The sequence below is a fragment of the Drancourtella sp. An12 genome, from assembly GCF_002160935.1.
GTDB lineage: Bacteria > Bacillota > Clostridia > Lachnospirales > Lachnospiraceae > Sellimonas > Sellimonas catena.
Genome location: NZ_NFLO01000002.1, coordinates 232,095 through 251,647, shown reverse-complemented (window position 1 = coordinate 251,647; position 19,553 = coordinate 232,095). Strand labels below are relative to the sequence as shown.

General features: G+C 47.9%; 20 protein-coding genes and 1 tRNA gene. 1 reads left to right on the top strand and 20 read right to left on the bottom strand.

Annotation, left to right across the window (positions count from 1 at the left end):
• Positions 1-9 precede the first annotated feature (9 nt).
• The 11 genes from B5E64_RS03455 to murB form a co-directional block, all read right to left on the bottom strand.
• A complete protein-coding gene (locus tag B5E64_RS03455; protein ID WP_087167137.1) occupies positions 10-1,170 on the bottom strand; it encodes a class I SAM-dependent RNA methyltransferase in 1,161 nt (386 codons plus the stop codon).
• 171 nt (positions 1,171-1,341) lie between these two features.
• On the bottom strand, positions 1,342-1,551 hold the full coding sequence (locus B5E64_RS03450) for a hypothetical protein (protein ID WP_087167136.1): 210 nt from the start codon (positions 1,549-1,551) through the stop codon (positions 1,342-1,344).
• 314 nt (positions 1,552-1,865) lie between these two features.
• Positions 1,866-2,336, bottom strand: a complete 471-nt coding sequence (locus tag B5E64_RS03445) for a DUF1700 domain-containing protein (protein ID WP_087167135.1) — start codon at positions 2,334-2,336, stop codon at positions 1,866-1,868.
• A gap of 3 nt (positions 2,337-2,339) precedes the next feature.
• The gene (locus B5E64_RS03440) at positions 2,340-4,460 is read right to left on the bottom strand and encodes a glutamine synthetase III (RefSeq protein ID WP_087167254.1); all 2,121 of its coding nucleotides are present in this window, start codon (positions 4,458-4,460) and stop codon (positions 2,340-2,342) included.
• 75 nt (positions 4,461-4,535) lie between these two features.
• On the bottom strand, positions 4,536-5,402 hold the full coding sequence (fba, locus tag B5E64_RS03435; protein ID WP_087167134.1) for a class II fructose-1,6-bisphosphate aldolase: 867 nt from the start codon (positions 5,400-5,402) through the stop codon (positions 4,536-4,538).
• A 26-nt stretch (positions 5,403-5,428) separates the two neighbouring features.
• Positions 5,429-5,500: transfer RNA gene (locus tag B5E64_RS03430), tRNA-Glu, on the bottom strand.
• A 49-nt stretch (positions 5,501-5,549) separates the two neighbouring features.
• The gene (locus B5E64_RS03425; RefSeq protein WP_087167133.1) at positions 5,550-6,533 is read right to left on the bottom strand and encodes a diacylglycerol kinase family protein; all 984 of its coding nucleotides are present in this window, start codon (positions 6,531-6,533) and stop codon (positions 5,550-5,552) included.
• Positions 6,534-6,655: 122 nt separating this feature from the next.
• Entirely contained in the window at positions 6,656-6,913 is a 258-nt protein-coding gene (locus B5E64_RS03420; RefSeq protein WP_087167132.1) for an HPr family phosphocarrier protein, read from the bottom strand.
• Positions 6,910-7,875: a DNA-binding protein WhiA gene (gene whiA, locus B5E64_RS03415; protein ID WP_087167131.1), complete on the bottom strand. Its 966-nt coding sequence runs from the start codon at positions 7,873-7,875 to the stop codon at positions 6,910-6,912. Before whiA ends, B5E64_RS03420 begins: the two co-directional genes overlap by 4 nt.
• A gap of 2 nt (positions 7,876-7,877) precedes the next feature.
• Complete coding sequence (gene rapZ / locus B5E64_RS03410) at positions 7,878-8,756, bottom strand: RNase adapter RapZ (RefSeq protein ID WP_087167130.1); 879 nt, start codon at positions 8,754-8,756, stop codon at positions 7,878-7,880.
• A gap of 31 nt (positions 8,757-8,787) precedes the next feature.
• Positions 8,788-9,726 carry a UDP-N-acetylmuramate dehydrogenase gene (gene murB, locus B5E64_RS03405; RefSeq protein WP_343284040.1) on the bottom strand — a complete coding sequence of 313 codons (939 nt, stop codon included), beginning with the start codon at positions 9,724-9,726 and terminating at the stop codon, positions 8,788-8,790.
• A gap of 159 nt (positions 9,727-9,885) precedes the next feature.
• On the opposite strand from murB, the gene B5E64_RS03395 reads away from it, so the two are divergent.
• A complete protein-coding gene (locus B5E64_RS03395; RefSeq protein ID WP_087167128.1) occupies positions 9,886-11,166 on the top strand; it encodes a hemolysin family protein in 1,281 nt (426 codons plus the stop codon).
• Positions 11,167-11,229: 63 nt separating this feature from the next.
• On the opposite strand, the gene B5E64_RS03390 is transcribed toward B5E64_RS03395, so the two are convergent.
• From B5E64_RS03390 to thiM, 9 genes are all read right to left on the bottom strand, one after another.
• A complete protein-coding gene (locus B5E64_RS03390; RefSeq protein ID WP_087167127.1) occupies positions 11,230-11,916 on the bottom strand; it encodes an RNA polymerase sigma factor region1.1 domain-containing protein in 687 nt (228 codons plus the stop codon).
• A gap of 39 nt (positions 11,917-11,955) precedes the next feature.
• Positions 11,956-12,786: an N-acetylmuramoyl-L-alanine amidase gene (locus B5E64_RS03385; protein ID WP_087167126.1), complete on the bottom strand. Its 831-nt coding sequence runs from the start codon at positions 12,784-12,786 to the stop codon at positions 11,956-11,958.
• 62 nt (positions 12,787-12,848) lie between these two features.
• Entirely contained in the window at positions 12,849-14,384 is a 1,536-nt protein-coding gene (locus B5E64_RS03380) for a YARHG domain-containing protein (RefSeq protein WP_087167125.1), read from the bottom strand.
• Positions 14,381-15,097, bottom strand: coding sequence for a SprT family zinc-dependent metalloprotease (locus tag B5E64_RS03375; RefSeq protein ID WP_087167124.1), 717 nt, complete (start codon positions 15,095-15,097; stop codon positions 14,381-14,383). Before B5E64_RS03375 ends, B5E64_RS03380 begins: the two co-directional genes overlap by 4 nt.
• A gap of 169 nt (positions 15,098-15,266) precedes the next feature.
• Positions 15,267-16,337 carry a trigger factor gene (gene tig, locus B5E64_RS03370; RefSeq protein ID WP_087167123.1) on the bottom strand — a complete coding sequence of 357 codons (1,071 nt, stop codon included), beginning with the start codon at positions 16,335-16,337 and terminating at the stop codon, positions 15,267-15,269.
• Positions 16,338-16,416: 79 nt separating this feature from the next.
• Complete coding sequence (thiD, locus tag B5E64_RS03365) at positions 16,417-17,235, bottom strand: bifunctional hydroxymethylpyrimidine kinase/phosphomethylpyrimidine kinase (protein WP_087167122.1); 819 nt, start codon at positions 17,233-17,235, stop codon at positions 16,417-16,419.
• A 41-nt stretch (positions 17,236-17,276) separates the two neighbouring features.
• Entirely contained in the window at positions 17,277-17,939 is a 663-nt protein-coding gene (locus B5E64_RS03360) for an HAD family phosphatase (RefSeq protein WP_087167121.1), read from the bottom strand.
• Positions 17,936-18,577, bottom strand: a complete 642-nt coding sequence (gene thiE, locus B5E64_RS03355) for a thiamine phosphate synthase (RefSeq protein ID WP_087167120.1) — start codon at positions 18,575-18,577, stop codon at positions 17,936-17,938. Before thiE ends, B5E64_RS03360 begins: the two co-directional genes overlap by 4 nt.
• The gene (gene thiM / locus B5E64_RS03350) at positions 18,564-19,385 is read right to left on the bottom strand and encodes a hydroxyethylthiazole kinase (RefSeq protein ID WP_087167252.1); all 822 of its coding nucleotides are present in this window, start codon (positions 19,383-19,385) and stop codon (positions 18,564-18,566) included. The genes thiE and thiM overlap by 14 nt, the downstream gene beginning before the upstream one ends.
• Between the last annotated feature and the right edge of the window lie 168 nt (positions 19,386-19,553).

Sequence of the window (19,553 nt, the reverse complement as noted above, 5' to 3'; positions counted from 1 at the left end):
CTCCTGTTTTTATACACCCTGCTCCTCTTTTTTCCTTCTTGGCGGCTTCGGCCCCATAAACTGGTAAAAATAGGTCTTGATCATTCCATTGTAAATCTTGCGGTTCTTATCCGCCTTTCTTCCAAACCACCGCTCTGTGTCCTCATAGCTTGTGATCATATAGGCCGACCAGTCTTTCAGCCCGCGGAAGCTCTCTCCAAAATCCTGATAGATCTGCGGGAGTGTCTCCTTTTCCTCCAGACGTTCTCCATAAGGCGGATTGGTAATAATAAATCCGTACGGCTTTGGATGTCTCAAATCCCTGACCGCCCTCTGCTGGAAGTGGATCAGATGGTCTACCCCTGCGTTTACCGCGTTTTTCCGGGCGGTACGGATGACTTCCGCATCAATGTCATATCCCTGGATGTCTGCGGTCACATCCTGTCTGATCCTGTCCTGCGCCTCCGTAGACGCCTCATACCAATGCTTTTTCGGGATCAGATTGCCCCAGTTCTCCGCAGTAAACTCCCGGTTCATTCCCGGCGCAATGTCTGCCGCCATCATGGCTGCCTCAATCACGAAAGTCCCGCTTCCGCAGAACGGATCTACCAGAATCCGGTCTCTCTTCCAGGGAGTAAGCAGAATCAATGCCGCCGCCAGTGTCTCTGAAATCGGAGCCTTTCCGCTCTGCGGACGATATCCCCTCTTGTGCAGAGATTCTCCCGTCGTATCAATCCCCACTGTCACAACATCTTTCTTGATAAAGACACGCACCGGATATTCACTTCCATCTTCCGGGAACCAGTTCTTATGATAATGTTCCTTCATCCGCTCCACCATCGCTTTCTTCATGATAGATTGGATATCAGACGGACTGAACAGCCGGCTTTTGACCGATGCTGCCTTTGCGACCCAGAATTTTCCGTTCTCCGGTATGTACTGCTCCCACGGGATCTGCTTCGTCCCCTGAAAGAGCTCTTCAAATGTACCCGCCGAAAATTCGCCCGCCTTCAGAAGGACCCGCTCTGCGGAACGCAGGAACAGATTTGCCCGGCACAATGCCAGCTCATCCCCGTAAAAGGACACCCTTCCGTCCTCCACCTGTGAAATCTCATAACCGAGATCCCGGATCTCTCTTTTGAGTACCGCCTCCAGGCCGAAGTGGCACGGTACAACGTATTCTATCTGCATATTGCTTCTCCATTTCCGATTTTCTTCTTACTATATCTTACGTGCTGTCCGCCCGCTTGTCAATAAAGTCTTTTTTTTACCAGATGCTGCCGTTCCGGACTCCCCACAAAAAAACCTCCCCGCTTTCTTAGTGATGAAAGCGGGGAAATTCTGTTTCCTGAGACCATATTCCTAATAGTTGCTGTTGCTGTTGTTGTAATCGCTGTAGTCCTTGGTATGACAGTCTGTTGTCTTATTTGTGTTTTTGTTTTTTGCAGCGTTTTTCGTACGGTCTGTCTGTTTGCTGTTCTGAGTGTGCATATTTCCGTAAGAAGAGCTGTAAGAATTGTTCTCGCTGTTGTTTTTGTTCATATTATTTGTGTTTTTGTAGTTTTTTGCCATTTCCATGTCCTCCTTATTGAATTATGGTACGCTTTTAGTATGCTCGGTTTAAACTAGTTTATACACTTGCGTTTTTCCAAAAAGTGGACAGGAAAAATAAGATTTTCTTCCGATTCTTTAGTATTTTTTAACATTTTGCTTGCTTTTTTCTTTATCTTATATTATACTAACTTTTGTAGAAAGCAGGCTTTCTACACCCCTTATTAATTATTTATACTCCCCTCAAAAGACCGGTGGCTCCCCCATCGGTCTTTTATTTTAAGTTTCTGAAATAAGGAGGTACTGCCGCACAGACAGTACCTCCTTTTCTTTTGTTATCGCCCTCCCATGATGCGGAGAACGAGAATAAGAATCAAAAGCGGCAGTGCAAATGGCAGCACAGCAGCAATCAAGCCGGTCACAATCGATACGATAATCAGAAAGACAATGATGAGGCCGGCAAAAAACAAGAGTCGCTTCCACCATGTGTCAATCCCCATCAGGTGAAGAATCGGATGACGGATCTCCTTTTCTTCCTCTTCTTCTGTATACATACTCTGCCCGGAACCGTAGGCACCGGAGGTGCCGCCGTAGTAGTCCCGTTCATTTTCAGCGGAATTAATGATCGTGCGGGCAATCACCCACGGATCGCCGAGCATATCCAGTATCTCCTGCTCCGTTCTGCCGTTTTTTATCTCGCTTCTTATATAAGAATCATAGTATTCGATATTCTCCTGAACCGCCTGCGCATTCAGATCGTTTTCGAGAGCTTCGCGCAGTTTATTCAAAAATTCGCTTCGATTCATCTCTTATACCTCAAAAATCAAATCCCCGTAAGACGGCATCGGCCAGATTTCCTTATCCACAATCATTTCCAGTCTGTCAACCGGAATTCTGAGTGCTTCCATGGCCGGAACTACCTGTTCGTGGAAGTATTCTGCCTGTACCTTCCCTTCTTCTTTGGTGGATGCCTCCTGTGTCACCTGCTCCAGTGTGGTGAGTGCTGCTTTTGCCTCTTTTAAGAGGCTGCTTGTTTCAACCAGAAGATCTCTTTGCACCTCAGCGTCTACACCTGCCTGTACCACTGCGTTGACAGTCTCAGCCAACGTCTTTGTTCCGCGGATTACCGCTGGAATAATGTGTTTGCTTGCAATATCAATCATCGTACGGGCTTCAATATTCACCGCTTTTGCATAGGCTTCATATTTGATTTCCGCACGGGAATCCAGTTCCGCTCTTGTAAATACATGGAATTTTTCAAACATTTCCACGTTTTTATCTGCTACAAGCGCCGGAATCGCGTCCACCATGGACGGAAGATTCGGAAGCCCTCTTCTTTCCGCCTCTTTTACCCATTCTTCTGAATAACCGTTGCCGTTGAACACAATCTTCTGATGCTCCGTCGCATATTCCTTGATCAGATCATGTACAGCCTGTTCAAAGTCCTCCGACTGTTCCAGAATGTCGCAGGCATCGCAGAGAGCCTCTGCCACAATCGTATTTAATACGATATTCGGCGCAGCCGCAGAATCTCTGGAGCCGAGCATACGAAATTCAAACTTGTTACCTGTAAAGGCAAACGGTGAAGTTCTGTTCCTGTCTGTCGCGTCCTTATTCAGACCCGGAAGCGCTTTAACGCCTGTCTGGAGCTTTCCGCCTTTAATACTGTGTGTCGCATTTCCAGAAATAACAAGCTGTTCCAGCACATCCTCCAGCTGTTCTCCAAGGAAGACGGAGATGATTGCCGGCGGCGCCTCGCTGGATCCAAGTCTGTGGTCATTTCCCGGATCTGCCGCAGACTCTCTTAAAAGGTCCGCATGTCTGTCTACCGCTCTGAGCACACAGAGAAGCATCAGAAGGAACTGAATATTCTCATGAGGTGTTTTTCCCGGATCCAGAAGATTTTTCCCGTCATCGGTTGTCAGAGACCAGTTGTCATGCTTTCCTGATCCATTCACTCCTGCGAACGGCTTCTCGTGAAGCAGGCAGTGAAGTCCCTGCCGTTCCGCTACCTTTTTCAACGTCTCCATAATCAGCTGGTTGTGGTCAACCGCCACGTTGCACTCTACATAAATCGGAGCCAGCTCGTGCTGGGCCGGAGCAACTTCATTGTGCTGTGTCTTTGCAGTCACGCCCAGTCTCCAGAGCTCCTCATTGACTTCTTTCATAAATGCCGCGATCCTGGCGCGGATGCTTCCGAAATAATGGTCATCCAGCTCCTGTCCTTTCGGAGGCATTGCTCCAAAAAGTGTACGGCCTGTAAATACAAGATCTTTTCTTTTCAGATATTTTTGCCGGTCTACAAGGAAATATTCCTGCTCAATGCCGACCGACGGTTTTACGCGCTTCGACGTCGTATTTCCGAACAGACGCAGAAAACGCAGTGCCTGTTTATTAATCGCTTCCATCGATCTAAGAAGCGGTGTCTTCTGATCCAGCGCTTCTCCGGTATAGGAGCAGAACGCAGTTGGAACATAGAGAATGCATCCATTTTCGTCTTTCTTCACAAACGCAGGAGACGTAGGATCCCATGCAGTATATCCGCGGGCTTCAAATGTAGCCCGAAGTCCTCCTGACGGGAAAGAAGATGCATCCGGTTCCCCTTTGATCAGTTCTTTTCCCGAAAAGCTCATCAGCACCTTTCCATTCGCCATCGGTGCAGAAATAAAGGAATCGTGCTTTTCCGCCGTGACCCCGGTAAGAGGCTGAAACCAGTGCGTATAATGTGTGGCTCCTTTTTCTATTGCCCATTCTTTCATCTCATGGGCAATCACATCCGCTGTAGCAATATCCAGTTCTTTTCCCTCTTCGATCGTCCGTCTCAGCTCTTTGTAAATCTTCTTCGGCAGACGCTCCTGCATTACGGTATCGTTAAATACATTTTCCCCGAAAATCTCTGCTACATTGATCACCTTTTTGTTGTCCTCCATGCTTTCTCCTCCATATTCTTTATACAGAAAAAGGCACTCCATACAAGTGGAATGCCTTTTATTCTCTTGTTTCGATTATTCAGCTTTTCCAACAGAGCCGAATAATTCCATTTTTTCTTTTACTTTTTCAACGATAGCTTCTGTACCCGGTTTTAATAATTTACGAGGGTCAAAGCCTTTCTTTTCTTTGTCTTTACCTTCTTCGATGTATTTGCGTGTAGCTTCTGCAAATACAAGCTGGCATTCTGTATTTACATTGATCTTTGCCACTCCAAGGCTGATTGCCTTTTTGATCATGTCATCCGGAATACCTGTACCTCCGTGAAGTACCAGCGGCATATCGCCTGTAAGTTCCTGGATTGCATCAAGAGTTTCAAAGCTCAGTCCCTGCCAGTTTTCCGGATATACTCCGTGAATGTTTCCGATTCCGGCTGCAAGCATGTCAACGCCGAGATCAGCGATCATCTTGCATTCCTGCGGATCTGCACATTCGCCGGCTCCGACAACACCGTCCTCTTCGCCGCCGATGGAACCAACCTCTGCTTCCAGAGACATTCCTTTTTCCTTGCAGATGGCTGCAAGTTCTTTTGTCTTGGCTACGTTCTCCTCGATCGGGTAGTGAGAACCGTCAAACATAATGGAAGAAAAACCTGCTTCGATGCATTTCTGGCATCCTTCGTAAGTACCGTGGTCTAAGTGAAGTGCAACCGGAACTGTGATTTTCATCTCTTCCAGCATGCCGTTAACCATTCCAACTACTGTTTTAAAGCCTGTCATGTATTTTCCGGCACCTTCGGACACACCCAGGATAACCGGGGATTTTGTCTCCTCTGCCGCTGTCAGAATCGCTTTTGTCCATTCCAGGTTGTTAATATTGAACTGACCTACTGCATAATGTCCTGCTTTTGCTTTTTTTAACATTTCTGCTGCTGATACCAACATAATTTTTCCTCCACTTCTCTAAGATATGACCCCCAGGGGAATCGAACCCCTGATTCCACCGTGAGAGGGTGGCGTCTTAACCGCTTGACCAGGGGGCCATGTGCCAGTGAAGAACACGTCTGTGTTACCTCACTTGCTTATTGTATACTATTTTTCCGAAATATACAAGTCTTTTTTTTCGTTATTTTCATCATTATTTTCAGACAATTCTTCGTACGGATGATGAATCAGCTCCTCGGCCTTTTCTTCCGGAACCATAATACACAGTTCCTGCTGTCTATTTTTGATCCGTACCCTGTCAAATTCCCCTCCGAATTCTCCGTCCAGCGTCCATGGAATCTCTTCAAGGGACTCAAAAGTTATTGTTTTTGCTTTGATATTATAAATATAGGTGGAGTTTTTCTCCTTGCTCATCAAAGCGGCGACAATGCTCTGAAGCTCAAGAAGATTTTTCGGTGATCTGATAAGGGTTGCTTCAAATTCTCCGTCGTCAAACTCCACTTCGTGGCCGAACATATTGCGGAACCCTCCCATGGATCTGGAATTTGTCACGGAACAGAATAGAAAATCATCCTCGATCTCTGTCTCATCGTATGTCACCTTGACATGATAGGACGGAATATCAAACAGCCGTTTCGCACCTTCCAACAAGTATGCCAGATGTCCGAGCATGTTCTTCATTTCCTGCTTCGTCTGATAGGAGACGTCGGTAAACAGACCGAAGGCCGCCACATACACGAAATAATCATCGTTGAACTGGCCGATATCACAATGAAACGGCTTGCCGTTGACCGCTGCGTCAGCCGCGCTCAAAAGATCTTTTGGAATATGAAGACTGTTCGCAAAATCGTTGGTCGTACCTGTTGGAATGTATCCGACCGGTATCCTGCTTCCCCGCTTCATCATTCCGGTAACAACTTCATCCAGTGTTCCGTCCCCGCCGCTGCACACGACGATATCATAATCCTCTTTGAATTTCATGACTTTTTTGTATGCATCGTGATAACTCTGTGTCGGATAAATCACAACTTCACATCCGCTTTTTACGAACAGATCCACGATGTCAGATAATTTCGGCTTCAAAAGCCCTTTTCCTGCATTGGGATTATAAATAAATAAAATCTTTTTCATCTCCTGCTGCCACCTTTACTAAAACCTCTTGCCTGTTTGCTGAAACGACAGGAAAAGGATGTTAACCTTCTTGACCGGCAACACCCTTCTCATTCTCTCCTGTTTCTATGTATGTCACGGAACTATCTTGCATGTTCCAGGAACTTCTCAATGCCATTTGCTGCTGCTTCTTCGTCGACGCCTTCTGCAACCACCGTCAGATCTTCGCCCCCGCTTAATTTCAGGCTCATCATGCCCATAATGCTTTTCGCGTTGATCTTCTTGCTGCCGATCTCAATGAACACACGGCTTTCATACTGACTTGCCTCCTGTACAAGCAAAGCGATCGGTCTTGCATCCAATCCGTCGTCACATTTGATCTTCAATGGTTTCTTAATCATTTTGTACCTCCTTGAACTCCATTTGCTTTTCTTAACTTCTCAGCAATTTCGCCTAGACGGCGCAGCCTGTGGTTGACTCCGGACTTGCCAACCGGTTCCGGCATCAGCTCTCCAAGCTCTTTCAATGTCGCTTCCGGATACTGCAGACGGGCCATGGCCATATCCCTCAATCCATCGGAAAGCTTTTCAAATCCCATATGATCTCTGATATATTCGATATCTTCCATCTGCTTGACTGCAGCGGACACGGTCTTCTGAATATTGGCGGTTTCACAGTTCACCTTACGGTTTACCGAGTTCCGCATCTCTTTCAGAATCCGGATGTTCTCAAATTCCATGAGGGCAACCGGCGCATCCATCACATTCAGTGCAAGTGAGATCTGAGTGCCTTCTTTTAAATACACGACAAACGACTTCTTCCGTTTCACCACTTTTGCGTCCATCTCAAAGCCATGCATCATCTTCTGAAGAAGAGTCGCCTTTTCCCCGGACGCACATACAATTTCAAAATGATAAGATTTGTGCGGGTCACTCATGGATCCCGCTGTCAGAAAGGCTCCCCGAAGGAATGCCCTTTTGCAGCACCCGTTCTGGAAAACGAGACTGCTCACTCCGGAAAATCCCGCCTGTTTTTCTGGCTCCCTGACAAGCTTTGCTGCCTGCTGGATTCTGTCGGTATGTTTCCGGCCTCCTACTGTTATCAAATATAAAATACTTTTTTTGTCCTGATTTCTACGGATAGAAATTTCAGCCTTTATATTAAACGCTTTTTCCAATAATGTAAAGTACTTTCTTGCAACTGCAATATTTTCCGTGCTGAGCCTTAAGTATGTCTGCTCCCCCTCTTCCAGAGATGCTCCGGCCGAAAAACACAGAATTGCCGCGCATTCTGCAATCTGGCAGTGTCTTGCGCTGCTTATCTGTCCTGCCAGTTCCTCCTTTACCTTTCCTGAAAATGACATCTTTATATTCCTTTCACCCGGGCATCCTTTTCAATGTCCCTGTGCTCGATCTTCAGCCCGTATCCTTCTTCCTGTTCCAGGGCATAGTACAATGCGTTGGCAAGCGTAACAGACCTGTGTTTGCCTCCGGTACACCCGATCGCAATGACAAGCTGGTTTTTTCCCTCCGCCACATAGTTCGGAATCAGAAACTGTACCATGTCCGTCAGTTTATCGAGAAAAATCCTTGCAGTTTCGCTGTTCATTACATAGTCCCTGACCGGAGCATCATTTCCGCTCATCGGGCGCAGCTCCGTAATATAGTACGGATTCGGAAGAAACCGTACATCAAACACCAGATCCGCATCCCCGGGAATTCCATATTTGAATCCAAAGGAGAGGATCGTCACATACAGATTTTTATAGTTTTTGTTCTCCACAAAAATCTTATGGATTTCGGCGCGAAGCTCTCTTGTAAGCATCTGGCTTGTATCAATGATATAGTCCGCCTGCTGTTTCAGAAACACAAGCCGCCTTCTCTCTTCGTCAATGCCTTTATCCACCCTGCCCTCGCCGGCAAGCGGATGGCTCCGCCTCGTCTCCTTATACCGTTTGATCAATGCCTGATCCGAAGCGTCAAGAAACAGGATTTCGAATTTTACGCCCTTTTCTCTCAGCTTTTCCAAAGTCTCCTGAAGCTGTACAAATTTCTGACTGCTTCGGATATCAATTCCAAGCGCCACCTTCGTATATTCTGATCCCGGGAGGATCAGCATCTCCATAAATTTCGGCAGAAGCGGGACCGGCAGATTATCCACGCAGAAATATCCTACATCTTCCAGCATCTTAAGCGCTGTTGATTTGCCCGCTCCCGAAATGCCCGTCACAATTACAATCCGCATATTTCATACCGCCTTTTCTTTCTTGTGTCTCTTATCTTTCGTCCCGTCTGTTCCTGAATTCCCCAATCCTTCTTACTTCCGGCTCCAGCCTGACACCGAATGCCCGGTATACCCGGTCCGATACTTCCTGCATCAAACGGTTCACATCCTCAGCCGTAGCCCCGCCTTTATTGATCACGAAACCGCTGTGCTTTTCCGATACCTGCGCTCCTCCGACCGTAAATCCCCGAAGACCCACATCCTGAATCAGTTTCCCGGCAAAATATCCTTCCGGGCGCTTAAATGTGCTCCCTGCGCTCGGGTACTCCAGAGGCTGCTTGGTGATCCTTCTCTGCTTGAAATCCTCCATTTTCATAAGGATCTCCTCCCTGCTTCCTTTTTCCAGACGGATGCATGCCTCCAGCACAATGCAGCCACGCTTCATCACGGCGCTTGTCCGGTATCCGAATTCCAGTTCATCCTGTGAAAGGACAATCATATTTCCATCCCGGTCAAGAGCCGTCACCTGTACAATAACATCTTTCATCTCCCCGCCGTAGGCTCCCGCGTTCATGACCGCAGCTCCTCCGATCGTTCCGGGAATTCCGGATGCAAACTCAAATCCGGCAAGTTCATTCTCCAGTGCCGCTGCCGCAATCTGGCTCATCAGGGCACCTGCCTGTGCCCGGATTTGCTCTCCCCGGACTTCAATTCCCGACATTTCCCTGCCGATCGCGATAATGACACCCCGGTATCCGTCATCGCTCACCAGAAGATTACTTCCGTTTCCAACGATATAATACTGTACTCCCTCTTTTTTACAAAGCTCTGTCAGCTTTTTGATTTCTTCGCTGTCTGATGGTGAAACAAAGTAGTCTGCCGGCCCGCCGACCCTGAAAGTCGTATGTCTTGCCATCGGTTCCTGCTCTTTTACCCGTTCCGGTGCCGTACATCCACACAGTTTCTCATAAAATTCTCTGTTCATATTCATCTGCCTATTCTCCAAAATGTTCTTTCCATCATAGTCTGTTTCCATTTCATTGTCTTATCATACATCAAAGGCTGTTCAAATTCAATGAACTCTTGCAAATTCAGAAAAAATACGATAGTATAGAAATCAGTATTATTTATCAAAAGGAGTGAACTTTTCTTGGACTCGAGTACAGTCATACAAATTGTAATTCTCATATGTTTACTGGCGTTTTCCGCATTCTTTTCTTCCGCGGAGACATCTCTTACTACGGCTAACAAGATCCGTATGCGTTCTCTGGCAGACGAGGGAAACAAGCGTGCAAAAATGGTGCTCTGGCTTTCCGAGCATTCCCCTCAGATGTTGACTGCCATCCTGATCGGAAACAACGTTGTCAATCTTTCCGCCTCATCCCTTACTACGAGTATTGCTTATCAATTCGGCGGCTCCGCAATTGTCGTCGCCAATGCAGCGATCACCATCCTGATCCTGCTTTTCGGAGAGATTACACCAAAAACGACCGCGACACTGTATCCTGAAAAGATCTCTTTGATTTACGCACCGATTGTCAAATTTTTTACCAGAATCATGTCACCGCTCGTTGCCCTGATCAATCTGCTTTCCAAAGCAGTACTTTTTCTTCTTCACATCGATGCGAATGCTCAGAGCCGTACCATGACGGAGACTGAACTTCGTACCATCGTAGATGTCAGCCACGAAGACGGCGTCATCGAATCCGAAGAAAAAGAAATGATCTACAATGTATTTGATCTTGGAGACGCCAAGGCAAAAGATGTCATGGTCCCGAGAGTCCATGTGACATTTGCCGATATCAACAGCACCTACGATGAACTGATCGAGATCTTCCGCGAGGATAAATTCACACGGCTTCCGATCTACGAAAATACAACGGACAACGTGGTTGGTACTATTAATATGAAAGATCTTCTTTTATATGACAACACAAAAGAATTTCATGTCCGTGATATTTTGCGGGACGCATACTTTACTTATGAATATAAAAATATCTCCGAGCTCCTTGTCGAAATGCGGGAGGCCAAATTCAACATCGCGATCGTTCTCGACGAATACGGCGAGACGGCCGGCCTCATCACACTGGAAGATATCCTCGAGGAAATTGTAGGGGAGATTCATGACGAGTATGACGAGGATGAAGAAGAGGACGTAAAAGAACTGGGAACTCATGAGTATATTGTAGAGGGCTCTACCAACCTGGATGACCTGAACGATGAGCTTGGGCTGAATCTGGAATCTGATGACTACGATTCTCTTGGCGGCTTTATCATCGAGCATCTCGACCGCCTTCCTGCTGCCGGTGACGAGGTCACGACTGCGGACGGCGTCCGCCTGGTAGTGGAAAAGCTGGATAAAAACCGTATCGAGAGTGTCCATGTCTATCTTCCTCCTCACTGGATCCATCCGGACAAAGAGGAAAACTGATAAATCAGAAAACAACAAAGCGCCGTTCCCGGATCTGCTCCGGCACGGCGCTTTGTTTATCTGTCAGTTTTCTTCTTCGTCTTTCACTTCCTCGCCCGCAAGCTTTAAAACAGAGCGGATTTCCGCCTCGCTCCTGTCCGTATAAAGGGCAAGTTCTTCCAGGGTAATCTTTCTGCCCATCTCTTCTTTGAGCTTTTTGATCTGTCTTTCCAGCTCGTCCACCTTCTCAACCATCTTCCGGTCTCTGACATGGACGTCTTTCTGCTCTTCCTGAAATGCCTCGATCCCCTCCTGTACCGCTTCCAGAATCTTTTCTTCGTCTTCTGTCTCCTGAAGCGCCAGCATCAGGCTGACATTTCCTTCCTGTACCAGATCCCCGAGAAAAACGCTCCCGTCATGGACAGATTCCGCGATCCCCAGTACTTTTTCCAGAAATTCGGAAAGTCCTTTTTGCTCTCCCTGCACTTCTCTTAACTCCATCTGATAATTGCGAAGATAGCGCTTTTCTTCCTCTGAATAGGATTTCTCCCTTTCCTCTTCTGTCAGAATTCTCCCATGCTTTCTTTCGTATCCTGATACGGCTACCTTCTGAGACAAAAGGTAGTCGTATACCAGCTCCATCTGTTCGTCGCTTAAATGGTCATCTTCAAAATATTTCTCGATTTCTTCTTTCCGGATCCTGTTATCCTGCCGCTTTGCCTCTTCCAGAATCCATCCAAGTTTTCCCTGAAATTCCAGTCTGTCTGCCATCTGTATTTCTCCTTTTCTTTTTCGTGCCGGTATCTGTCTTTATTCTGATACAATCACCGTCTGATATCCGGCCCGTTTCAGTGCCTGCTCGGTATCCGCTGCTTTGTCGACGGAAGCAAAATTTCCTGTCAACACTTTATAATATGGTCCCTCATGGCTGATAAAAGCCGGGAATTCATCTGCAATCAGTTCGTCCTTCAGCCTTTGTGCATTGTCCGGATTACGGAATGCACCGGCCTGAATGTGGTAGCGGGCCTCTTCTTCTGTTTCCTCCGTCTCTGTTTCCGGCGTCACCCCCGGCATTTCCTCCGGTTCACTGTCCAGGTCCATATCCGGGCGCTGCATCAGTGTATCAAGAATTCCCTCAGCGATTGCCAGAGCAATAGCGTCAAAATTCTCATCAAAAATCTGATTATCCGTGTCGGAATTGATAAATCCCAGTTCCACAAGAACGGCCGGCATCTTCGTCCGTTTCAGGACGACCAGATTCGGTCTTGCCTTCACTCCCAGATTCCGGAAACCGATTGTCTCCAGCTGGTCATTGATATCCTCGGCCATCTCATATTTGATTCCTGAAAGATCATATACGAGACTTTCCACCCCGGACACCGCATTGTCCACCGGGTAGGAATTCCGGTGGATCGAAATAAAATAATCCACTCCGGCCTCATTTGCTTTCATCGCCTTCTGATACGGTGTCTCGTAGATGTCTGTTGTCCGTGTGTACTGAACATCAATTCCCCGGTTTTCCAGAATCTCTCCCACCGCCAGTACCATCTGAAGTGCGTCATCTTTCTCCTGTCTTCCCTTGTAAACAGCACCCGGATCTCTTCCGCCGTGCCCTGCATCCAGCATAATCGAAACAGCCATAAAAGCTCCTGCATATGTCTTTTTTTACATACATATGCAGGAGTCCTGTCCTACGTTCCCGTCTAATCCACGGCTCTTCTCTCTTCCGCCAGAATCAGGTTCGCATTCTGTCTTTCATAAGAATTCAACCGTACATTCCGGGAAAATTCATCCGCTGTGTAGAGCGGTTCATACCAGTCTTTGGATGAGAACCATTCGTCAAGATCTTCGGTTTCGAAGATTCTTCCATGTCTTGCAAAAATCTCGTTTCGTCCAAGACGCAGTTCTGCTTTTGTCTTTCCCTCGAAGTCTTCTTCTGTCAGAAGCCGGCTGTCACTTTCCGGGAAAATATAATCCTCATCTTCCTCTTCTTCCTGAGGTCTTGTCCTGCTGTCAGCGTACTGATCCCGCTTCATCGTGCAGTCCATTGCCGCTGTCAGCCCTTCTGACTGTCCGCCCGAGGCCCTCTTTACGACAACCTTCAGAGCCTCATCCTGGAATTCGATGGTTCCTTCCATCCGGTTGTTATATTCGTCCGAAAAGGTAAAAGAGGCCGTTTTATCAGAAACAACGCCGGTCACGTCATTCGCTCCCCGGAATACATAATCCTCGTCGCTTCCGTAAGTTTTCCGGATATCAAATACAACTCTCTGGTCTGCGGCACTTTTGATTTCCACCTCGCAGATTCCGTCCGTCGACATCACTTCAGAGCCCGCATTCGCCTCGTCACACCAGTTTCCTTTATAGTCTGCCAGGCTCCAGGTATTCTTTTCCTCTTCTTCGTTCTGGTCAGTCTCTTCGTTTTTCTCCGTCTCATTGCGGGTGACAAGCTGCCCGAGATAGTTCCCTCCAACTGCGGCAAGTCCGATAATCACCGCTGCTGCAAGGATAATCATGGCGAACCATTTCCTGAAAAAAGACTTTTCTTCGTCCGGCTCATCCTGATCTTCGATATCAAGCTCTCCTTCCAGCTCTTCATAAAGCTTCCCAAGTCTTGCCTGGCGGATTTCTTCTTCCGCGTCTTCCCGCAGAAGTTCAAACATCAGGACCATCATATCCGAAGAAATGTCCACGTGCAGATATCCTGCCTGGGTACACATCAGTCCCAGCTCAATCCTTGCATATTCCAGAATTCCCTCCAGTTTCTCGGCCGGACACTTCCACAGACGGGACAGTTCTTCCATGCTCCATCCCTCATAGTAGTATGCCAGGCAGACCAGCCTCCCGGCTGTTCCTATTTTCTTGTAGCTGGATTTCAGAATCCGGACGATCTGCTGCCGCTCCGCTGTCGTCTCCGGAGCGCGCTGTCCCTCCCAGGAAGGCGCTGTCTTTTCTTTCTCCAGAATCATTCCTTTCTTTTTCTGGCATTCTCTCTCCCCGAGTTTATAGAGAACGGTATAAAGCCACTTTTCCATCTTCGCCGGATCCTGGAGCGTGCTGATAGTCCGGAACACGACAAGGTAGATCTGGCGGACCAGTTCTCTGGCTTCGCCGCGGTTTCCCATCATCAGTCTGGCACGAAAATAGACATCCGCACAGGTTTCTCTGTAGATCGTGCCGAATCCCTCGCTCTCGCCTCTCTTTGCCTTCTCCACTGCCAACTTCAAACTTTCTTTCATATCTGCTCCCACTCAACTTTCCATGCATTGTTTTTCAGCCATTTCCTGCGGTTCCGGTAATCCGGCATTATTTCCTCCACCCGGTTCCAGAAAGCCGAGGAATGGTTCATCTCCTTCAAGTGACACAGCTCATGAACCACCACATAGTCAATAATCTTCTGCGGCATCATGATCAACCTCCAGTTGAAATTCAAATTTCCAAGGCTGCTGCAGCTGCCCCATCTTGTTTTCTGTGCCTTGATAGTCACTTTATTCGGGCTCTCCCCGATCTTTGCGGCAAACACCTTCACCCGGCTTTCAATATTTTCTTTTGCCCGGATCCGGTACCATTTTTCCAACTGCTCTTTCCGCTTCTGAGGTGTTGCTGCTGTCTGATCTATCAGCAGCTGTCCGTCTCTCTGCCATACAGTCTCACCTTCTGATTTCTTTATCGAAAGCTTCAACGGCTCTCCCAGATAATAAAAGACGCTGCCGTCCTGAAACCGTTTTTCCATCCATTCTCTACGGCTCTTTTCGATCTTTTCCAGCTGCTCTTTGACCCATGGAGCCTTTTCTTTTAAAAATCTGCGGATGGCTGTTTCCGGCATCCGGTACGGTGCTTTTACCCGCACTTTCCCTCCGGAAAGAATGGCCACCTCAATTGTTTCCCTCTTTCCTCTCTGCAGGTCATAAAAGACCGCTCCCGTCTGTCTGTCATAAAAGCAGCGTCTCATGTTGTATCCCCCAATCAAGAGATATAAAGATATCCCCTTATCTCATATTATCTTATGTTTCCCCGCTTTACGCAACAGATTCTTTCGATTTTCGTTCTTTTCTGCGTAATATAAACGGCGTATCAGTCCTGTCTCCCAATAACTGATACGCCTCTGCGTTTATGGATTCCTATTCATTATCAGAGCTTTCCGATGTCACTTTTGCTTCATCCCAAAGCCAGGAAATCACTTTTTCATTTAATGCCTGTTCTTTCAGTTCATCTTCCGAATACTGCTCTTTCAGCTCATCCGCTGTCATCTGCTGTGCCTGCGCATTCTGTTCTACCCACTCATCAATCTCGTCGTCGGATACGGTAATGTTCTCCTCCCCGGCAATCAGATCCAGCACTTCCTGCTGTTTGACATACTCTTTGACCTGTGTATCTATCTCTTCATTAAATGCTTCCTCGTCCATCCCCATGTACTGTTCCAGAAAATCCGCATACTCCATATTTAAAGAAGTTGCGATCTGCTGGTACTGCTCTTTCATAAGGCTGGTATATTCTTCTACTTTATCCTCCGGATATTCTTTCAGCTCTACATTCTCCATCAGAGCGTCAACAATCTCCGTCTGTCTCTGTGTCTGATCCTGTACCTCGGCCTGACTTTCCAGGATATCCCTGATTTCTTTCTTATAATCATCCACTGTTGTGTCTTCGCCCTTCACCATGGTGACAAACTCATCATTCAACTCCGGAAGGGAAACTTCTTCGGTCTTTGTCAGTGTGATTGTAAATACCGCATCTTTTCCGGCCAGATCAGGGTTATTCTCGTACGGGTCCGGGAATGTCGTATTGACATCAAAGGTTTCCCCTGTTGTATGACCTACAATTCCATCCTCAAATCCATCAATATATCCGCCCGCTCCAAGTTCGAGCTGCTGTCCGGATGCCGTGCCTCCGTCAAAGGCAACTCCGTCAATCGCTCCGGAATAATCGATCGTAACCATATCTCCCTCCTGAGCAGCCCGGTCTGTAATCTCCGTATAGGTCGCATAATTCTGCCGGATCTGTTCGATCTGGGAATCCACGGTTTCGTCGGTCACTTCCGTCTCTGTGATCTCGCTGACTTCCAGGTCTGTATATCCATTAATTTTGACATAATCATTTTCGATTTCCTTCGGTCCGCATCCGGCCAGCAGGGATACAGCCGCAATCATACATACTCCTGCAGCCAGAGCCTGTTTCCTTTTATTATTCATACTCCTGTCTCCTTTATTATCATCTCTTTCCAGTTATATCATACTTCTGTTCTCTTGACAAGCCGTCCTTTTCCCGCTTCTATTCAGCCTCTTTTCCTGCTTCCCGGACAAACATTCCGTGAATGTCAAAGGCATGGTTCATCGGTCCGCTGCCCTTTCCCAGATCCAGCATGGCTCCCAGCGCTCCGGATATGTAAGTTTTTGCCCGTTCCACCGATTCCTCCATGGAAAAGCCCTTTGCCAGATTGGAGGCAATAGCGCTTGACAATGTGCACCCGGTTCCATGGGTGTTCGGGTTGTCGATCCGCTTTCCGTAAAACCAGCGACAGACACCGCCCTGACATAGCAGGTCATTGGCATCATTTAACTGATGGCCTCCCTTGACCAGTACAGCCAGATGGTACGTTTCACTGATCTTCTGTCCGGCACAGATCATATCCTCTTCTGTGCAGATCCGCATCCCGGAAAGAACCTCCGCCTCCGGAATGTTTGGTGTCAAGATGTCCGCCTCCGGGAGAAGACATTCCTTTAAGGTTTCTACTGCATCTTCGCTGATCAGTCTTGCCCCGCTTGTCGCTACCATCACCGGATCCACCACAATATTTTCAGCCCTGTATTCCTTTAGTTTGTCTGCAATAGCCCGGATCAGTTCCGAAGACGAAATCATGCCGATCTTTACCGCGTCCGGCCGGATATCAGTAAAAACACAGTCCAGCTGCTCCTTTAAAAACGCAGGAGAAACCTCCATGATATCTTTCACCCCGGTCGTATTCTGTGCAGTCAACGCAGTCACCGCACTCATGGCGAATACACCGTTTGCAGTCATGGTTTTGATATCCGCCTGAATCCCCGCACCTCCACTGGAGTCACTTCCCGCAATTGTCAATGCTGTTCTCATCTTCCACACGTCCTTTCTTTTTTCGCCTCATTCCCGCCTGATTACCGAGCAGATGCCTGCTGCAAAAACAATTCCACATCCCCGTACTCCGTCAGAAATATATCCGCCTCGGATTTTAAGGTGTCCAGATCTTTTCTGCTTGCCCGGTCATAAACCGCCACCGTCCGGAAGCCTGCCCTCTTCGCGGTCAGAAGTGCATGGCAGGTATCCTCAAATACCCACGTTTCTTCCGGTCTTGTACCAATTTTTTCTGCTGCCTCCAGATAGATCTTCGGATGATTTTTCCCCTGTCCCACTTCCGAACAAGTCAAAATATCCCGAAACAGATCCAGCACCGAAAGTCTTCGAAATGCAGCTTCCACATTTTCTCTTCCGCTCGAAGTTGCAACAGCCATCGGAATCCCCGCTTTCCGGAATTGTTCCAGATACCGCCGGACTCCCGGCTTTAATTCTGCCTTCTCCGCATAAAATGTCCGGATCATCCCGTTGACTTCCTCTACCACCCGGACGGCCGTCTTCGGAAGATCATACTCCCGGATCAGATAGTCTGCTGCCTGCTCAAGACTCATCGGAAACAAAATTTCCCGAAGCCCCGGTTTCCCTTCCCGTCCCTGGCTTTTCAGATAAAGTTCGCCGATCTCTTCCCAGACCGGCATCGAATCAAGCAGGACTCCGTCCACATCAAAAATAACTCCCTTGATCATTCTTTAATCATCTCTTCCACACTCTCTTTTAATGCTGCCGCCGCTGTCCTGATATCCCTGCTTGCAAAAATCGCGCTGATCACAGCCACACCGCAGATACCGCTGCCTTTCAGCTCCATCACATTTTTTCTGCTGATACCTCCGATGGCAATGACCGGAATCCGGACCGCCCTGCAGATTTCCTTTAATACTTCATGGCTTACCTCCGTGGCATCCGCCTTGGAGCCCGTCGGGAACACGGCTCCCACTCCAAGGTAATCCGCGCCGTGCTGCTCCGCTTTTTTTGCCTGCTCCACAGTCTGGGCAGAAACACCAATAATCTTGTCCGGCCCAAGCCGCTTTCTCACATCTTCCGCTTCCATGTCTTTTTGACCGACATGAACCCCGTCCGCACCAATCTCCTCTGCAATCTTCACATTATCATTGATGACAAACGGCACCTGATATTCCCGGCACAATTTCTGAATTTCTTTTGCTTCCTCAAGAAATGTCTCCTCATCCAGATTTTTCTCTCTTAACTGGATAAAGGTTGCTCCCCCTTCCAGCGCTTCTCTCACCTGCTCTGTCAGCGTCTTACCATTCAGCCAGCTCCGGTCTGTCACCGCATAAAGAACAAAATCTTTTCTATCGCACTTCATAAACAGCTCCTTTCTCCAGGTCCTCCCCGGTCATATTGTAGATAGCATCGATAATCCGGTTCCGGTAGGTGGCATTTCCATCCCCCTCCTCCATCCGCTTCCACGCCGTCTCTCCGGCAAGTCCCATCACACAGACTGCCGCTGCCGCCGCATCAAGCGGATGCTCCGGATTCGCTGTCAGATATGCCGTCATCATACCCGAAAGCTGGCATCCGGTTCCGGTGATTTTGCCCATTTCCGGACGACCATTGCGAATCACGTAACACCTGTCTCCATCGGTGACCAGATCAATCGCTCCGGTCACAGCTATGATACATCCCTCTTTCTTCGCAAACGATTTGACAAAAACGATACTCTCCTCCAGATTCTCCTCCGTCACGGCATCCGCAATATCCGCGTCTACCCCCTTTGTCGTTCCGCTCCCAAGATAAAGCGTCTTGATCTCCGAGATGTTTCCACGAATCACAGTGAGCTTCAGTTCCTCCATCAGCTTCAACGCCGTATTCGTCCTGAACACACTCGCTCCCGCCCCCACCGGATCCAGAAGCACCGGGTGGGATAACGCATTCGCCCGCTTCCCCGCACGGACCATCCCGTCAATACTCGTCTTGTGCAGCGTACCAATATTAATATTCAGACCACCGCAGATTGAAGTAATATCCTCCACATCCTCCGGCTCATCCGACATGATCGGACTTCCACCACACGCCAGCAGCACATTCGCCACATCATTCACCGTCACATAGTTCGTAATATTATGCACAAGCGGCATCAAACCTCTCACATTCTCAAGAAACTCCTTCAATATCCTCCACTCCTTTCGCATCATCGGGGACGTGTACCTGTGCACCGGAACCCGTCCCCGATGAAAAAAATCTGATAATTCAAGTTTTGCCTTATTTTATGCGGGTTTCGGGGATTTTTTTGTCATTTACGTCGTGTACCTGTGCATCGGAACACGTCCCCAAAAATACGT

What these genes read in the sequence shown, in the direction of transcription:
- B5E64_RS03445 (WP_087167135.1), bottom strand. Translation starts at nt 2,336, where the DNA reads ATGAATCGAAGCGAATTTTTGAATAAACTGCGCGAAGCTCTCGAAAAC.
- B5E64_RS03385 (WP_087167126.1), bottom strand. Translation starts at nt 12,786, where the DNA reads ATGGCTGTTTCGATTATGCTGGATGCAGGGCACGGCGGAAGAGATCCG.
- murB (WP_343284040.1), bottom strand. Translation starts at nt 9,726, where the DNA reads ATGAATATGAACAGAGAATTTTATGAGAAACTGTGTGGATGTACGGCA.
- B5E64_RS03420 (WP_087167132.1), bottom strand. Translation starts at nt 6,913, where the DNA reads ATGATTAAGAAACCATTGAAGATCAAATGTGACGACGGATTGGATGCA.
- B5E64_RS03455 (WP_087167137.1), bottom strand. Translation starts at nt 1,170, where the DNA reads ATGCAGATAGAATACGTTGTACCGTGCCACTTCGGCCTGGAGGCGGTA.
- B5E64_RS03425 (WP_087167133.1), bottom strand. Translation starts at nt 6,533, where the DNA reads ATGAAAAAGATTTTATTTATTTATAATCCCAATGCAGGAAAAGGGCTT.
- B5E64_RS03380 (WP_087167125.1), bottom strand. Translation starts at nt 14,384, where the DNA reads ATGAAAGAAAGTTTGAAGTTGGCAGTGGAGAAGGCAAAGAGAGGCGAG.
- fba (WP_087167134.1), bottom strand. Translation starts at nt 5,402, where the DNA reads ATGTTGGTATCAGCAGCAGAAATGTTAAAAAAAGCAAAAGCAGGACAT.
- whiA (WP_087167131.1), bottom strand. Translation starts at nt 7,875, where the DNA reads ATGTCATTTTCAGGAAAGGTAAAGGAGGAACTGGCAGGACAGATAAGC.
- thiE (WP_087167120.1), bottom strand. Translation starts at nt 18,577, where the DNA reads ATGAAGTGCGATAGAAAAGATTTTGTTCTTTATGCGGTGACAGACCGG.
- B5E64_RS03390 (WP_087167127.1), bottom strand. Translation starts at nt 11,916, where the DNA reads ATGGCAGACAGACTGGAATTTCAGGGAAAACTTGGATGGATTCTGGAA.
- B5E64_RS03360 (WP_087167121.1), bottom strand. Translation starts at nt 17,939, where the DNA reads ATGATCAAGGGAGTTATTTTTGATGTGGACGGAGTCCTGCTTGATTCG.
- B5E64_RS03450 (WP_087167136.1), bottom strand. Translation starts at nt 1,551, where the DNA reads ATGGCAAAAAACTACAAAAACACAAATAATATGAACAAAAACAACAGC.
- B5E64_RS03440 (WP_087167254.1), bottom strand. Translation starts at nt 4,460, where the DNA reads ATGGAGGACAACAAAAAGGTGATCAATGTAGCAGAGATTTTCGGGGAA.
- rapZ (WP_087167130.1), bottom strand. Translation starts at nt 8,756, where the DNA reads ATGCGGATTGTAATTGTGACGGGCATTTCGGGAGCGGGCAAATCAACA.
- B5E64_RS03375 (WP_087167124.1), bottom strand. Translation starts at nt 15,097, where the DNA reads ATGAGACGCTGCTTTTATGACAGACAGACGGGAGCGGTCTTTTATGAC.
- tig (WP_087167123.1), bottom strand. Translation starts at nt 16,337, where the DNA reads ATGAATAATAAAAGGAAACAGGCTCTGGCTGCAGGAGTATGTATGATT.
- thiD (WP_087167122.1), bottom strand. Translation starts at nt 17,235, where the DNA reads ATGAGAACAGCATTGACAATTGCGGGAAGTGACTCCAGTGGAGGTGCG.